This window comes from Streptomyces sp. NPDC001617, assembly GCF_053596855.1.
On record NZ_JBSFHA010000054.1, the window covers coordinates 15,165 to 29,516 of the forward strand.

General features: G+C 69.0%; 20 protein-coding genes. 5 read left to right on the top strand and 15 right to left on the bottom strand.

Going from position 1 to position 14,352, the window contains the following annotated elements:
* The 10 genes from ACWC09_RS33150 to ACWC09_RS33195 all read right to left on the bottom strand — a co-directional run bounded on the left by ACWC09_RS33150 (position 1) and on the right by ACWC09_RS33195 (position 5,216).
* Positions 1–588: a hypothetical protein gene (locus ACWC09_RS33150; RefSeq protein WP_450854621.1), complete on the bottom strand. Its 588-nt coding sequence runs from the start codon at positions 586–588 to the stop codon at positions 1–3.
* A gap of 79 nt (positions 589–667) precedes the next feature.
* Positions 668–1,096 carry a DUF3592 domain-containing protein gene (locus tag ACWC09_RS33155; RefSeq protein ID WP_450854622.1) on the bottom strand — a complete coding sequence of 143 codons (429 nt, stop codon included), beginning with the start codon at positions 1,094–1,096 and terminating at the stop codon, positions 668–670.
* A 108-nt stretch (positions 1,097–1,204) separates the two neighbouring features.
* Positions 1,205–1,567, bottom strand: a complete 363-nt coding sequence (locus tag ACWC09_RS33160) for a hypothetical protein (protein WP_450854623.1) — start codon at positions 1,565–1,567, stop codon at positions 1,205–1,207.
* A 109-nt stretch (positions 1,568–1,676) separates the two neighbouring features.
* The gene (locus tag ACWC09_RS33165; protein ID WP_450854624.1) at positions 1,677–2,327 is read right to left on the bottom strand and encodes a hypothetical protein; all 651 of its coding nucleotides are present in this window, start codon (positions 2,325–2,327) and stop codon (positions 1,677–1,679) included.
* Between the two features lie 38 nt (positions 2,328–2,365).
* On the bottom strand, positions 2,366–2,713 hold the full coding sequence (locus ACWC09_RS33170; RefSeq protein WP_450854625.1) for a hypothetical protein: 348 nt from the start codon (positions 2,711–2,713) through the stop codon (positions 2,366–2,368).
* Positions 2,714–2,778: 65 nt separating this feature from the next.
* Positions 2,779–3,069: a hypothetical protein gene (locus tag ACWC09_RS33175; protein ID WP_450854626.1), complete on the bottom strand. Its 291-nt coding sequence runs from the start codon at positions 3,067–3,069 to the stop codon at positions 2,779–2,781.
* Between the two features lie 93 nt (positions 3,070–3,162).
* Positions 3,163–3,738: a phage tail tube protein gene (locus ACWC09_RS33180; protein WP_450854627.1), complete on the bottom strand. Its 576-nt coding sequence runs from the start codon at positions 3,736–3,738 to the stop codon at positions 3,163–3,165.
* A 113-nt stretch (positions 3,739–3,851) separates the two neighbouring features.
* Positions 3,852–4,259: a hypothetical protein gene (locus ACWC09_RS33185; protein ID WP_450854628.1), complete on the bottom strand. Its 408-nt coding sequence runs from the start codon at positions 4,257–4,259 to the stop codon at positions 3,852–3,854.
* A gap of 187 nt (positions 4,260–4,446) precedes the next feature.
* On the bottom strand, positions 4,447–4,629 hold the full coding sequence (locus tag ACWC09_RS33190; protein ID WP_450854629.1) for a helix-turn-helix domain-containing protein: 183 nt from the start codon (positions 4,627–4,629) through the stop codon (positions 4,447–4,449).
* Positions 4,626–5,216, bottom strand: coding sequence for a hypothetical protein (locus ACWC09_RS33195; RefSeq protein ID WP_450854630.1), 591 nt, complete (start codon positions 5,214–5,216; stop codon positions 4,626–4,628). The genes ACWC09_RS33190 and ACWC09_RS33195 overlap by 4 nt, the downstream gene beginning before the upstream one ends.
* 236 nt (positions 5,217–5,452) lie before the next feature.
* Here ACWC09_RS33195 and ACWC09_RS33200 point away from each other — a divergent pair, with 236 nt between their 5' ends.
* Positions 5,453–5,917: a helix-turn-helix domain-containing protein gene (locus tag ACWC09_RS33200; protein ID WP_450854631.1), complete on the top strand. Its 465-nt coding sequence runs from the start codon at positions 5,453–5,455 to the stop codon at positions 5,915–5,917.
* Positions 5,918–6,113: 196 nt separating this feature from the next.
* On the opposite strand, the gene ACWC09_RS33205 is transcribed toward ACWC09_RS33200, so the two are convergent.
* Together ACWC09_RS33205 and ACWC09_RS33210 are read right to left on the bottom strand one after the other, a co-directional pair.
* The gene (locus tag ACWC09_RS33205) at positions 6,114–6,695 is read right to left on the bottom strand and encodes a hypothetical protein (RefSeq protein ID WP_450854632.1); all 582 of its coding nucleotides are present in this window, start codon (positions 6,693–6,695) and stop codon (positions 6,114–6,116) included.
* A gap of 331 nt (positions 6,696–7,026) precedes the next feature.
* Positions 7,027–8,700 carry a recombinase family protein gene (locus tag ACWC09_RS33210; protein ID WP_450854633.1) on the bottom strand — a complete coding sequence of 558 codons (1,674 nt, stop codon included), beginning with the start codon at positions 8,698–8,700 and terminating at the stop codon, positions 7,027–7,029.
* On the opposite strand from ACWC09_RS33210, the gene ACWC09_RS33215 reads away from it, so the two are divergent.
* The gene (locus ACWC09_RS33215) at positions 8,650–9,030 is read left to right on the top strand and encodes an antibiotic biosynthesis monooxygenase family protein (protein WP_450854634.1); all 381 of its coding nucleotides are present in this window, start codon (positions 8,650–8,652) and stop codon (positions 9,028–9,030) included. The genes ACWC09_RS33210 and ACWC09_RS33215 overlap by 51 nt on opposite strands.
* Positions 9,031–9,086: 56 nt before the next feature.
* Here the strand turns inward: ACWC09_RS33215 and ACWC09_RS33220 are convergent, their stop codons facing one another.
* Complete coding sequence (locus ACWC09_RS33220; protein WP_450854635.1) at positions 9,087–9,671, bottom strand: TetR/AcrR family transcriptional regulator; 585 nt, start codon at positions 9,669–9,671, stop codon at positions 9,087–9,089.
* 66 nt (positions 9,672–9,737) lie between these two features.
* Positions 9,738–10,013, bottom strand: coding sequence for a GntR family transcriptional regulator (locus tag ACWC09_RS33225; RefSeq protein ID WP_450854636.1), 276 nt, complete (start codon positions 10,011–10,013; stop codon positions 9,738–9,740).
* Between the two features lie 134 nt (positions 10,014–10,147).
* On the opposite strand from ACWC09_RS33225, the gene ACWC09_RS33230 reads away from it, so the two are divergent.
* Both ACWC09_RS33230 and ACWC09_RS33235 read left to right on the top strand, forming a co-directional pair.
* A complete protein-coding gene (locus ACWC09_RS33230; protein WP_450854637.1) occupies positions 10,148–10,435 on the top strand; it encodes a hypothetical protein in 288 nt (95 codons plus the stop codon).
* Positions 10,435–10,716 (top strand): hypothetical protein, encoded by a 282-nt coding sequence (locus ACWC09_RS33235; RefSeq protein ID WP_450854638.1) that lies wholly within the window; start codon positions 10,435–10,437, stop codon positions 10,714–10,716. The genes ACWC09_RS33230 and ACWC09_RS33235 overlap by 1 nt, the downstream gene beginning before the upstream one ends.
* A gap of 57 nt (positions 10,717–10,773) precedes the next feature.
* On the opposite strand, the gene ACWC09_RS33240 is transcribed toward ACWC09_RS33235, so the two are convergent.
* The gene (locus ACWC09_RS33240; protein WP_450854639.1) at positions 10,774–13,080 is read right to left on the bottom strand and encodes a (Fe-S)-binding protein; all 2,307 of its coding nucleotides are present in this window, start codon (positions 13,078–13,080) and stop codon (positions 10,774–10,776) included.
* A 194-nt stretch (positions 13,081–13,274) separates the two neighbouring features.
* Between ACWC09_RS33240 and ACWC09_RS33245 the strand changes: the two genes are divergently transcribed.
* A complete protein-coding gene (locus ACWC09_RS33245) occupies positions 13,275–14,294 on the top strand; it encodes an MraY family glycosyltransferase (RefSeq protein WP_450854640.1) in 1,020 nt (339 codons plus the stop codon).
* The last annotated feature ends 58 nt before the right edge of the window (positions 14,295–14,352 follow it).

The following is a 14,352-nucleotide window of genomic DNA, read 5'->3' on the forward strand; positions in this document are numbered from 1 at the left end:
TCACAGGACGCCTTCGAGCTGCCGGACCCGCTGTTCGAGCGCGGCGAGGTTCTGGCCGGCGCGGGAGGCGCTGTCGGCCGCCCTGCGGGCGCTGCCGTTGGCGCTGCGCAGCAGGTTGTCGGCTCGCTCGGCGTCCTTCTGTGCCTTGTGGGCGACGTCCTGCGCCTGACGGGACGCGGACTTGGCGCGGTCGACCTGATGCTTGATGTCCTGCTCGAACTGGGCGACGCGCTCTCGCTCCGCCTCTCGCTCCAGCCGCGCGGCCTCCTCTTCCGCACGCTCCTTCTGCTTCTTCGCCTCCTCCTTCCGCGCGTCACTCCTGCCGTGGACCAGGTACTGGAGCGACAGTTTCGGGAAGAGCTGCTTGCCCGCGAAGGACAGGCCCTTCTCGTCGTATTTGAGAAGTGACGTGTCGAACTTCAGGAACTGGCCGCCCATGCTGGTGAGTTGGACCTGGACGTCCTTCAGCCACTCCGACTTGAGCTTGGGCATCTGGGCCGCGAGCACGGAGTTGGCCGTCTGCTGGGCCTGTTGCGCGGCCAGCGACCGCACCTGACTCGGGTCGTAGGGCATGGGACTCGAACCCATGGGAGCCTCCTCACGGGACGGATGTATGGAAAAACCCCCGCCCGAAGCCCGGGCAGGGGTCGCAGGGGATGTTCGCGGGTTATCCGAGGGCGGCCAGACCGGCGACGGCGAGGAAGACGAACAGGCCCGCGACAACGGCCAGGCCGAGTGCCACGACGACCACCATGTGCCGGTGGTGCACCAGCGCCGCCCCCAGGAGGTTCTTCAGTTCCGCCGTCCCGGGTGACTGGGGGTCGTACACGACTTTCACGGTGTTTCCGGGGGCCACGGACACCTGACGCATCGCGACCGACTCGGCGTAGTGCTCCGTGCCGTCGGGCAGCGTGTAGGAGAAGTGCACGGATCCCTCGTCCTCGTTCCAGGACAGTGAGGTGCACAGGCCGTCCGTCTCGATGCCTGATTCCTCGAGGCGCTGAGCCGCCCGGTACTTGCGGCGGGACTGGACGAGGGTGGTGCCGAGAACAGCCAGTACCAGGGCCAGGACGACCAGGTAGACGACGGTGCCCATCTCTTGCTCCCCCAACCCCCGTGCGGCGGACCGGACCTCATGATGACCGAAGTGATCGCGGGTGTCGACGGTCGACTTCCGTCCCACCGGCTCCGCTCTCACCGCCGCTCACGACGGTTCGTCATCGGGGTGCGGGCGGGCCGTCGAGGGGACGGACGGGTGCGTGTGCGATGCCGGGTGCGCGGGCTGCGAGCCCTGCTGGGGGAACGGCAGCACCTTCGCGCCGTCGGACGCCCCGCGCCCGGACTCGGCATCCGCCCGGCGCCGCTCCTCGTGCTCCCCCCGGTCCCGCCACCCCTGCCCGTACGCCCGGAACTCCCGCTTCTCGATCTCCGATCGTGTGGTGACCACGAGGTCGGGTGGTACCGGGCGGCCCCGCAGTCGCTCGGCCAGCGTTCGGCGTAGCTCGGTCGTGGCCTCCGCGTACTCCGTACCGCCCCACACCGTGTCCGTGCCCTCGTTCTTGGTCACTCGGCCCCCATCCCTTCGCACCCGCTCGACCGCATCTTCGAACGTATGAGCGATTACTCTTGGGGATGATACCCGACCGGTCTGTGATCACCAGGCGATAACACCGGTCTCACGCAACCTCGTAAGTACCGCTGATCCGGATGACGTTGCCGCTCGCGTAGGCCGTGCCGAGCACACCGGCGCTGCCGAGCTGGGTGGCCGTCGGGCTCGATGCCGAGGCCGGGCCCCAGAGCGTGTACGACGTCGCCCCGGTGCTCGCGTTCGGCTGGCAGGAGATCAGCGCACGTCCGCCGCTGATGGCCGCGATCCCCTGGAACTGCGGCAGGCCGCCCAGCGCACCCGCCGTCACCGGCAGACCGAGGCTGTAGCTCCCGCTGCCGTACGCCGTCGACGCACCGAACGTCACCAGCGTGGTGAAGTGACAGACCTTCCCGACGACCGCGTACCTGCCGGTCAGTGTGCCGTCGCCGATCGCCGGGTTCGTCGTGGTGGCGGTCCAGGTCGGGGTGTACGTGTTCCAGGCACCGAGCGCGATCCACGCGGAGCCCGTGCAGTAACTGAGCGTGCCGGGTGTCGTCAGCCAGGCGACCATGCCGGCGGCCGGGGTGGTGATCGCCGCATCCCGGGCGGCGGCGTTGGCGTAGCGGAGGATCGTGCGGGCGTCGATGCCCTCCGCCAGGGACTGGAGGTGGAGGGGGAGGTTGGCGGTGTCGGTGGACTGGGGGTAGGGGAGGCCGTTGAGCGGGGTGTAGAGGGTCATGGGGAATCGCTCCTACGAGGGCTGCTTGAGCCGGTGAACTATGAGAAGAACCGGGCCAGTTCGGCGGGACTGGGATTGCGGACGGCCGGCGGGTCGGGCTCCGTTTCCGGTACGGGCGGCTCCGCCGACGTCGATGTGCCGGGCCGCGGCACCGGCTTCGGGTACTCCAACGGCTCCGCGTCCTCGTCCCGGTTGACCGTCGCGAACATCCAGTTGGCCTCGGCGAGTTGGTCGACCGCGGCGGCGAGGAGGTGGTCGGTGACCGACCAGTCCGCCGCCTCGCCGTGCAGTTCGCGCAGCGTCGCGCTGTCCGACGGCAGATGCCGGACCAGCACCGCGAGCCGGCGTGCGGAGAGCCGGCCGCGGTGCCAGTCGAGCAGGTCCACGCCGTAGTGGCGGAGCAGGTCCGCCTCCAGAGCCTCGGCGTGCTCGTCGACGAACTCGCCGAGGCTCAGCCTTCCCCCAGGCCGAGCCCGGTCTCCTTGCCGTACGCCTCCATGATCGCGGCGATGTCCTGCATGGTGACCTCGTGCCGGTCGAAGCGCGCGAACTGGGCTTCGCCGAGCAGCACGCCCAGCAGGCCGTCCACGTCGTTGTCGTCGAGCTCCCGCAGGGCGCGGGCGGTCTTGCGGGTCAGCTCGGTGGGCAGCGTGAAGGTGTCGCCGTCGATGGTGAACGACCAGCTGCGGCCGAGCGCCTCCAGGCGCTGGGCGCGGGCGGCGCCGACGTCGAAGCCTGTCATGGATCAACTCCGTTCAGGGAAGGGGTGGGGCGCGGAGGGGCCGGGGCGCGGGAAGGTGTGGTGCGCCCCGGCCCACTCACGGAGGGGGGAGGGTCAGGCCGCGCTGTACGCCGGGTCCTTCATCAGGAAGCTGGCCAGCGGCTTGGTGTCGTCGGCCGACAGGGCGGTGAAGGTGACGCCGAGCTTGATCGAGGCCGTGCGGGTCAGCGACAGCTCCTCGGAGTCGGTGACCTGGCCGCGCGGGACGATGAAGCGGTAGGTGATGGCGCTGCCGTCGCTGAACTCGATGCCCAGCGCCTTCTCGTTGAACTTCGGGGCGGAGGCGAGGTCGTACTTGTAGATGCCCGAGCCGGTGGCGGTCTCGGCGACGGCGTCGCCGCCCATGAAGAAGGGCAGGGTGTCCTCGTTGAGCTGCAGCAGCTGGAACTTCACGGTCAGGTCGCGGTCCGAGTAGATGAACCGGGCCGGGGAGACCGACTGCCAGGTCTCGACCGGGTCCAGCTTGTCCTTCTTGGCGATCTTGATGCCGTCCTGCGAGGTGTAGCCGAGGTCCTTCCAGGCCGCCGCCCACGCGGCGGTGGTGTCGGCCGGCGCGGCCGTACCGACCGGGGCGACCAGGATGCGGCCGGTGCCGGCGACGCGGATCTCGCCTGCGTTGTTGCCTGCCATGCGTAACTCCTCTTGATGGGTTGGGTGTTGAGGGGTGGTGCCGGTGCCGGGACATGGCGAAGGCCCTGCCTCCGTCTCGGAACGGGAGGGCAGGGCCCGGTATGAGGGGGAACTCAGGCGGTGTGGATGCTCAGCCGCACCGTGGAGTAGTAACGGTTGGCCGCCGACCGGTTCCAGTCCGGCAGCCACCGCGGCCCGTCGGCCTCGACGACGTCGGTGACGCGCGCCGTGCCGTAGAGCGTGCCGCGCAGCGCGAGGAGCGCGGCGCGGACCGTCAGGGCCAGGGTGTGGGCGGTGGTCTTGTCGGGGCCGTAGACCTCGAAGTCCACCAGGGGCGTGTCGAGATGCTGGTCGTCGATCCAGGCCCCGCCGGAGCGGGAGACCAGGACGACCTGCTGGGTGCCGTCGAAGCCGGCCGGCGGGACGTTGTCCACGGTGGCGGCGGCGAGTTCGGCGCGGTCGGTCAGGAAGTCGACGACGAGTCGCTCGACGTCGGGAAAGGTGACCGTCGGATTGGCCACGGGATGGCCTCCCTTCGCGGTGCTTCTGTGGAGGGGCGGTGGATACAGCTCCGCCGCTGCACCAACTGTGACATGTTGCGAGCGCGAGCGCAACATGCGTTTTCCGGAACCTCTGGTGTCTCCTGAAAACGCAGGTGGCCCCGCCTCACCACAGGGGCACGACGGGGCAACAGGCTTGTTCCGTACGTCAGTTACGAGCGGACCGCCCCCGCGCGGCCCGCTCCGCGGCGAACACGTCCTCCAACCGGAAGAGATGCGTACGCCCTTGCCGCCCGGCGGCCGTCAACCGCCCCAGCTGAACCCACTTCCGTACGGTCGCCGGGGCAACTCCCGCTTCCTCGGCGGCCGTTGCGCCGGTCACCAGGGTCATCGGCCCACCCCTTCCTCCTCGTCCCAACTGTGCCTGTGCGCCGGGTCGTCGGAGCACCCGCACTCCGGATCACCGCACCGGCACCCGGGATTGACGCAGAGCACCGTCCCCGCGGCCGGCAGTGCGCGCAAGGAGACGGAATCGCACCAGGGGCAGCGTCCCTCGACCCTCACCATCGCCTCGGGAGTGCCGAGGGTGCGCCCACAACGCCGGGCCATACGGCGGCACTCGTCGAGGACGTGACGTGCGAGAACCGGGTGGTCGGCCACCTGGTCCAGCAGTAACGCGATCCGCGCCAGCCGCTCGGGAACCCCGACCCGCGCCGCCCTCCCGAGCCCGAGCCTGTCCCGGACGGCCTCCTCCAGTTCGACCACACCGTCGGTGATGTCCCGTACGGCGTCGGAGACATGGAGCCGAACGGGAGCCGAGCCCACGCCGCCACCGCCGCCCCGGGTACGGGAAACCAGGACGCCGGGGCTGCGCCCGCCCGGCGCCAACTCATCCAGAAGCTCAGGGAATTGGCGTATCAGAATCCGGATCCAGTGGGCTGCGCGGGTGGTGTCCCGGGTGGCGAGGTCGTTCGGCATGGCGGAGCGCTCCCATCGTGCGTGAGGCGAAGTTTGTTGCGTGTGCGCACCTAGCTTGTCATGTTGCGGGTGCGCGCGCAATCGGCATATGCGGAGCGAACGAACCTGCTGTAAGCGGACGAATCAACCCGCCGCCTCACTGGATTCTTACTGATGCGTGCGCGCAACCACATATTTCGCGTGCGCGCGAGCGCTAAAGTGAGCACGTCAGCGAGGGACAAGGGGAGCACCCACTCATGAAGAGCGACGCCGAGCACATCGAGGAATTCGCCGCCTGGATCGAGGACGTGATGCGGGCGCGCGGCTACGACATCGACAGCCCGCGCGGCGGCGGCAAGACCAAGCTGGCCGAGGACGCCGGCGTGCACCGCGCGGCCGTGACGAGACTGCTCCAGCGGCAGAGCATGCCCGACCTGGACACGATGCGGGGGCTCGCGCGCGCCCTGCGCGTCCCTGTCCGGGACGTCCTGATCCGCTCCGGCAAGCTGACGGAGGAGGACCTGCCCCAGTCCCCGGCGCCCCCGACGGCCGTATCACCGTCCCCCGGCGCCCCCGCCCTCTCCGCCGAACAGGCGGCGGCCGCCCTCGGTATCCCGGAACACCTGCGCTCGGCGTTCGTCCAGATCACCGAGCAGCTTCGGGTGGGGGCGGCGGGGGCGCCGACGCCGGAGGGCGGGGCGGACGGGCAGGCGGGGCCCTGAACGTCCGTCGGGCTGCCGGGTGCCGTGCCGTTCCAGACCCCCCGTGCCGCACGCCAGCGACGGTCAGTCGTCCAGCGCGACGCCCCGCCAACCCTCGTATCCGGCCAGCTTCCGGCGCGCGCCAAAGCGACCGTCCATCGCAGCGAACAGCGCCCGCTTACCCCCGGTGGTCCCCAGCGAGCGGGCAAGCACCGGCTCAGAACGCTTCCCAAACGGCAGACGTGCGCACGTGGACGCTGTGTGGCGCCGTGCCGAGACGCTTGACCCACTCAGCCGGATCGCGCAGCGGAGCCCGGAAGGCGTCGAACTGTGAAGCCAGTGACAGGAGGTGGGTCGCGCGGCCGTCGGGCGCCGACAGCATCTCGGACGCCACGGTGTCGAGCGATTGCAGGGTTTCCAGCGCGAACGGAGCCGGGGGAGTGGTGATGGCGGCAGCAGCTTGGCGCAGAGACGCGGCTTCCTGGTGCAAGGGCGCCCGTGCTCCCACTTCGGTGAGCAGCGCACTGGTGTCGACGGTGTCTGCCTGACGCTCCAAATCTGCGCGCCGTTCTCCAGCCTCAATGGCAGGGGCGTAGTGCCAGCGCAGCCCGGCGACCACGTCCGCCAGCCAGTCCCCCACACCCTTGCGAATCAGCGGAAGATCCCGCCACTCCCCGCCGGGCGTCGCCCAACTTGCCCCCGTCCACACGAACGGCAGTGGGTCACGAGCCTTGTCAGCATGCTGGGCGGCAGTCTCCAGCGCGCGACGGGCGGCCACGTCGTCTATGTACTTTCTCAAGATCCGACTCTCTGTAGTTGCGTCCGAGCCACGCCTTCCCGCTGCCCCCACGATCGCGAAGCGACCGAGGACCCCGATACGTGACCGAAGGTGGACCAAAGGTCAACCCTTAGGTGACTCAATGGACCCACAAAACTCCAGGTCAACGCCGGAATAGGTGAAAGGAGAGACCAATATGAACATCTACCGCTGTAGGGCAAACCGGGAACGGTGTCACCATCGTCATTCGTCACCGGCCGACGCCATCCACAGGGCCGCAATGCCCGCAGCAACGCCCACGGCCCGCCGCCGGAGGGATTCCAGCAACGGGCCGTAGACGGCGCTCAGGCGCCTAGCTGATTGGAGCCTCTGCCCAGTGCACAGTCACCCGATCCTCCGTGTTCGCGTTCCGGCCGCGGCCGATGGACTTAGCGATGGTGATGCGGTCAACGAAGAACGCCAAGAAGCTACGCCGGTCCTCCAGGCCCCAACTGCCCCACGTCGACTCTGGCCCCAGTGGGTCTCCCTCCGGGTCCGTCCACTCCGAGGGGATCGCAACCGTGCCAGCCTCGGCGGTTCCCAGTTCTTCCACGCGTCCGGCCGTTCGCGCCTCGTGCGCTGTCAACCGCTCCACGGACTCACGGAACATCTGGTCACCCACGGCACCCGCGTACAAGCCTGCCTGCCGGTCGACATACAGCGTGCGGAGCGCTTCGCGTACGTGCTCCAACTCAGCGCGGGCGGCTGCTAGTTCGGCCTGCCGCTCACCCGTGTCCGCTTGCGCTGCAAACCGGCGTGCGGCCTCGGCGAGCCATTCGAGATCTTCGGGGTCCAGCGCTGTCAGGCGGGACCACACCGTACGGGCCACCACGTCGTCGGCGACGTCCATGTTGATGGCCAAACCACCGTGCCCCGGTACGGCGCCGGACTGGGCCCGGTTGCACCGATAGAGCCGCTTACCCTCCCTCCGGTCGGTCACCATGGAAGACCCGCAGACGCCGCAGAAGAGCATCCCGGCGCCACCCAGCAGAGACGGCACCGAGCGGCCACCCTGGCGGACCACCTGGGGAGCACGGCCGTCGAGGACGTCTTGAAGGCGCCACCAGTCATCCGGCGGAATGATCGGCTCATGTGCAGCCAGCGGGGCCCCTGAGTCGTCGCGCAGGATGACGCGCTTGGTCCCCTGGCGTTCGGCAGCGTAGCCAGCAAGGCGCGGGTCACGGAGGATGCGGAGCACCGTGGACGACACCCACGTCGTACGCTCCAGCGGCTGGCTGATGCCTCGGGCCCGGCGGGCGGTCACACGCGCCGACATGTCCGCTGCTTTGGTCGGTACGCCCTCAGTGTTCAGCTTGCGAGCCATGGCCGATGCGGTCATGCCGCCCAGCGCCCAGGTCACCATGTCGCGCACGTACGGGGCCTCAGCGGGATCGGGGACCAGCCTGACCACCACCAGTTCCCCGCGCGGCTCACGCGTCGACTGGAAGCCGTACGGGGCCATGCCGGACACGTGGCTACCCGCTGCCCTCAGCGTCTCTTTCGTCGCCGTGATGTACGCCGACTTCATGTCGGACTCTTGCTGGGCCAACGCGGCGATAAGGCCGAAGATCGCGACGCCCATGGGGGTGGACGTGTCCAGGTAAGGCTCTTCCACGCTGACGAGCAGCACGCCGTGTTTGGCCAACTCCTCATTGATCAGCATGGCCTCAAGGGCACCCTGCCGAGTGAGGCGGGACAGCGAGAACACGACCACTGCGTCTACGTGCCCGGAACGAACGGCGGACATCATCTCCTCGAACTCCGGCCGGACGACCTTGGGGTCCCAGCCGGATTTGCCGACGTCGGCGAAGTGGCCCGCGTTGTCCCAGCCTTTGGCCGTGATCAGCGCCTCGCACTTGATCCGCTGTGCTTCGGGGGACGACGCGGAGTCGTCCTCACGCTTCCTTGACTGTCGGATGTAGGACACTGCGCGCACATGGTCCAGATTAGGAGTCCAGTCGGGGCCCCGTTTGACGAGAGGTGTCATGTGCCTAGCGTAGTAAAAATCAACGTGCTGACCGTGCCCGCCGAGCAGCGGGAGGTTCTCGAGAAGCGGTTCGCCTCGCGGGCCCACGCGGTGGAGGACTCCGACGGGTTCGAGTGGTTCGAGCTGCTGCGGCCCGTCGAGGGGACCGACACCTACCTCGTCTACACGCGCTGGCGTGACGAGGAGTCCTTCAAGGCCTGGATGGAAGGGTCGATGAAGTCCGCCCACCAGGGTGGGGGCGAGGGCGCCGAGCGCCCGAAGCCGGCGGCCAGCGGCTCGACGCTGTGGTCCTTCGAGGTCGTGCAGCAGGCGGGGCCGAAGGGCGCGTAGCGCCCGCGCGATGCGGTGGGGTCGGTGCCGTCGGGCCCCGGCCCCGGTTTGTTTGCCTACGAAGATTCGCAGTCGGGGCAGTTGAGCGGGGCACCCAGGCAGGCGTGCAGGGCCTGGCCGAGTCTGAGGTCCACGGTCGCCCTCTCGGAGGCGGGCTCTGGGATCGGGGGCGGGGTGAGTGCGTACGGCAGGGCCGTGGTGAGTACGGCGAGCGTGGTGGTGTCCTGTTCGGCGCCTCGGGGCAGATGGTCGGTGACATGTTCGCTCAGCCAGTGCCAGGCCAGTTGATGCCAGGGGGTGGTCGGGCGTAGAACGGCGGCGTACGTCAGCGGGGGCTCGGTCCGTGCCATGGCTCGGACGACCGGGTGTTCCCTCAGCAGGCCGGCGGCCCGGACGACTTTGCGGACCGCGAGGCAGGGCGTCGGCGGCAGCTGTCCGGGTACCTCCCGGGCTTCATGCAGTACGTGTCGCAGCTCGTGCAGCGTGGCGTCCTTGAGCAGCGCCTGGGGGCCGGCCCAGTTCCGGTAGACGAACGTGCGGTTGGTGCCGGCCAGGCGGGCGATGTGCGTCACGCCGACGCGTCGCGGCCCGTGCTCGGCCAGTGCGGCGAGCGCTGCGCGATAGACGGTGACTGTCCTCATGCCGGTGAGCATGGCTCCGGGGCGGGGTGGGTGTCCCGGAAAAGTGTGACGGATTCCCTGAAAGTGTCACGGTTTTTCGGGGGAGGGGTCCTGGTGGGCGGGGTCGGGTGGTTGCGGGGTGACGAAGGAGCCGAGGCCCACCTCGGCTCGGACGAGCCCTTCCGCCTTGAGGTGTGCCAGCGCCTTCTGCGCGGTCGAGGCCGCGATGCCGAACTCGTTGGACAGTTCGACGACGGACGGCACGCGCGCGCCCACCGGGTACTCGCCACTGGCGATACGGGCTTCTACGGCGGCAGCAACCTGGCGCCAGACGGGCCGTGTGCGGTCAAGCTCGGGGCTCATGCGGTTGACGCTAGAACTCTGCGGTAGACCGCGCGACCGCAGTAGACTGCAGTAGACCGCGAAGAAAGACCCCCGCGACGGGTGGAGCCGTCCGGGGGCGCGGCCACCAGCTGGAACTGACTGGAGCTGATGACGTGACCGACCTTATCCACCGTCTCCTCGCCTGGACGGGCCTCCTGCTCATCCCGCGCCGAACCGAACACGCGCCGCAGCCCCCTGCACCACCTCTCGCGTTGTCGCCCCTCCCGACCCACCGCAGCCCATACGGCCTCCCCACCCCCCTCGACGGCACCGCCACCATCGCCGTACGCCCCTACCTCACCGCCCACGAACAACGTCAACGGCGTCGCGAACTCGCCCTGGCCACCCTGGGGTTGGACATGCCCGGCCCGTACTGGATCCACGGAGTGGAGGTCGCCTGATGGAGCCGGAATCCCCGCGCCTGCTGCCCTGGCTCGGGCCCGAGGGCAAGCCCTGCTACCTGATCACCGATGACCACGGCGGCCTTGTCTCCCGCCTCGCCGACGCCACCGAATCCATCCAACTCGGCATGGGGACGGAACTCCTCGCTCACGCCCGAGACCTGCTCCCCGACGCGCCACCCGGTGAACTCCGTTTCCTCGCCGAGCGTTTGGCCGAGGCACTCCGGGACGTCCTCCGCGTCGCCGAGAGCCGCGGCCTGAGGCTGACCCACCTGAACTGAAACGCCGACGCCCCCACGTCCACGCAGGGCATGGGGGCGCCGCAATGGCCGTAGAACCTACTTCACCGGCTCCGGCTCCGGTGCGCTCTCCGTCTTCTCCTCGCCGGCGGGATCCACCGGCGTCCTCACGGAGTCGAGGAGCAGCTGGGCGACGTCGACGACCTGGATGGACTCCTTGGGCTTGACGCCCGCGGCGGAGCCGCTTTCAGCCGCAGCCTTCTTGCCGTTGACCGAGTCCGTGAGCATGACGAGGCAGAACGGGCAGGCAGTGGAGACGATGTCCGGGTTGAGGGACAGGGCCTCGTCGACGCGCTCGTTGTTGATGCGCTTGCCGATCCGCTCCTCCATCCACATGCGCGCGCCGCCGGCGCCGCAGCAGAAGCCGCGCTCCTTGTGACGGTGCATCTCCTCGTTCCGGAGACCGGGGACGCTCGCGATGATCTCGCGCGGCGGGCTGTAGATCTTGTTGTGGCGGCCCAGGTAGCAGGGGTCGTGGTAGGTGATGATGCCCTCGACCGGGGTGACCGGGACCAGCTTGCCCTCGTCGACGAGGTGCTGGAGCAGCTGGGTGTGGTGGATGACCTCGTAGTCGCCGCCGAGCTGCGGGTACTCGTTGCCGATGGTGTTGAGGCAGTGGGGGCAGGTGGCGACGATCTTCTTGGCCGACTTCGGCTTGGCGGACTCGGGGACCACCTTGCCGTCGTCGTCGAGCTCCTCGCCGAACGCCATGTTCAGCGCCATGACGTTCTCCATGCCGAGCTCCTGGAACAGGGGCTCGTTGCCGAGGCGGCGGGCGGAGTCACCGGTGCACTTCTCGTCGCCGCCCATGATCGCGAACTTGACGCCCGCGATGTGGAGGAGTTCGGCGAAGGCCTTGGTGGTCTTCTTGGCGCGGTCTTCGAGGGAGCCGGCGCAGCCGACCCAGTACAGGTACTCGACCTCGGTGAGGTCCTCGATGTCCTGGCCGACGACCGGGACCTCGAACTCGACCTCCTTGAGCCACTCCAGGCGCTGCTTCTTGGCCAGGCCCCAGGGGTTGCCCTTCTTCTCCAGGTTCTTGAGCATCGTGCCCGCCTCGGACGGGAACGCGGACTCGATCATCACCTGGTAGCGGCGCATGTCGACGATGTGGTCGACGTGCTCGATGTCCACCGGGCACTGCTCGACACAGGCGCCGCAGGTGGTGCAGGACCACAGGACGTCCGGGTCGATGACGCCGTTCTCCTCGACGGTGCCGATGAGCGGGCGCTCGGCCTCGGCCAGAGCCGCGGCGGGCACACCGGCCAGCTGCTCCTCGGACGCCTTCTCCTCGCCCTCCATGGTCTTGCCGCCGCCGGCCAGCAGGTAGGGGGCCTTGGCGTGCGCGTGGTCGCGCAGCGACATGATCAGCAGCTTGGGGGAGAGGGGCTTGCCGGTGTTCCAGGCGGGGCACTGCGACTGGCAGCGGCCGCACTCGGTGCAGGTGGAGAAGTCCAGCAGGCCCTTCCAGGAGAACTGCTCGACCTGGGAGACGCCGAAGACGTCGTCGTCACCCGGGTCGGTGAAGTCGATCGGCTTGCCGCCCGATGTCATCGGCTGCAGCGCGCCGAGAGCCGTACCGCCGTCGGACTCGCGCTTGAACCAGATGTTCGGGAACGCGAGGAAGCGGTGCCAGGCCACACCCATGTTGGTGTTCAGCGAGACCACGATCATCCAGATGAACGAGGCGCTGATCTTGATCATGGCGACCAGGTAGACCAGGTTCTGCAGCGCGGAGACCGAGAGCCCCTTGAAGGCCAGGACCAGCGGGTACGACGCGAAGTACGAGGCGTCGTAGCCGTCCACGTGGTGGATCGCGCCCTCCAGGCCGCGCAGCACGTAGATCGCGAGGCCGATGGTGAGGATGACGTACTCGACGAAGTACGCCTGACCCGACTTGGAGCCGGCGAAGCGGGACTTGCGGCCGGGGCGCGAGGGCAGGTTCGACAGGCGGATCGCGATGAGTACGACGATGCCGAGCACCGTCATCACACCGATGAACTCGGTGTACATCTCCAGCGGCAGCCAGTCGCCGACGACCGGCAGCGTCCAGTCGGCCTGGAAGAGCTGACCGAAGGCCTGTGCCAGGGTCGGCGGCAGCGTCAGGAAGCCGATGGCCACGAACCAGTGGGCGAAGCCGACGATGCCCCAGCGGTTCATCCGGGTGTGCCCGAGGAACTCCTTCACCAGCGTCACACTGCGCTGGTAGGGGTTGCCGGTGCGGGTACCCGCGGGCACCGGCTGGCCCAGCTTGAAGTACCGGACGAACTGACCGATGGCGCGTGCGAGCAGGGCAACGCCGATCACGGTCAGGACCAGCGACACGATGATCGCGGCGAGTTGCATGGGGGGCTCCCTCGGGCCTGCGAGGTTATTACTAAGCGGTAACTTATGCAGTCCGTCTGAGACTACCCTTATCTTCCATCGCACTGTAGCCAGGCGTGCAGTGATCTGGATCGCTGAGGGTCGCCTTAAAGGTTCACGACGATCCGATCGTGTTATTCATAACAAATTGGTGCATTCGCGCCTAACTTAGATCCGTGCTCTACGGGATCGTCGCCGCCACCTCCGCCCTGCTCCTCGCCGCCCTGCTCAGTGCCCTCGGTCGGGTGGCTGCTCTGCGCCTGGGCGTCGTCGACCGGCGGCGCCAGCGGCCCCTGCCGCTCTTCGGGGGTGTGGCCGTCGTGCTCGCCACCTGTCTGGTCGCCGTCGCCGGGGACCGGGTGGGGGTCGCCCGGCTCGGTGGTGGGGTGGGTCGGCTGCTGGTCGCGGGGGCGGGTGTCGCCGCGCTGGGGCTCGTCGCCGACGTGCGGCGCGTCAAGGCGCGCGTGCTGGTCGCCGGTACGGCCGTGGCGGCGGCCTGTGTGGTGCCGTACGGGGAGACGGGGATCGGTGGCGGGCTGCTCGCCGTCGGGTGGGTCACCTTTGTCGCCCTCTCCTTTCGGGCGCTCGATCACGCCGACGCGCTGGCCGGGACCGCGGGGGTGCTCACCGCCTTCGGGGTCGGGGTCTGTGCCGCCGTCGAGGTGATGGACGGGCTCGCGGTGCTGCTGAGCGTGCTCGCCGCCGCGCTGACCGGGTTCCTCATGCACAACTGGCATCCCGCGCGCGTGGGGCTGGGTGCGTGCGGGTCGCTGTTCGCGGGGTTCGTGCTCGCCGCCTCCGCCGTGTTCACGCGGGCCGGGTACGGGCTCGCCTCCACTGCGGGCGTGCTGTTTGCGCTCACCGCCGTCGCCGCGGCCGACGTACTCCTCGTGGTCCTGTCGCGGCAGCTGGCCGGGAGGCCCTTGTTGCGGCGCGGGCCCGACCATCTCGCCCATCGGTTGCGGCGGTTGGGGCTGACCCCGCAGGGGGTCACCGTGGTGCTCGGGCTCGCGGTGTTCGCCGGGGTGCTCGTCGGGGTGCTCGTGGACATGGGGTGGGTCGCCGGGTCCGGGGTGCTCTGGGTCGGGGCGGGGGTCGTGGCCCTCGTCCTCGCACTCGTTCGGGTCCCTGGTTCTTCCCCTAGGGGGTCTGAATCATCGCAGGTCACAGGCCAGTTGCGTGTAAGGAACGGATAAGAGTTGAGTCCCCATGACTCAGGTCTGTTGACCCATTGCCGGGCGTCATGCACACTTG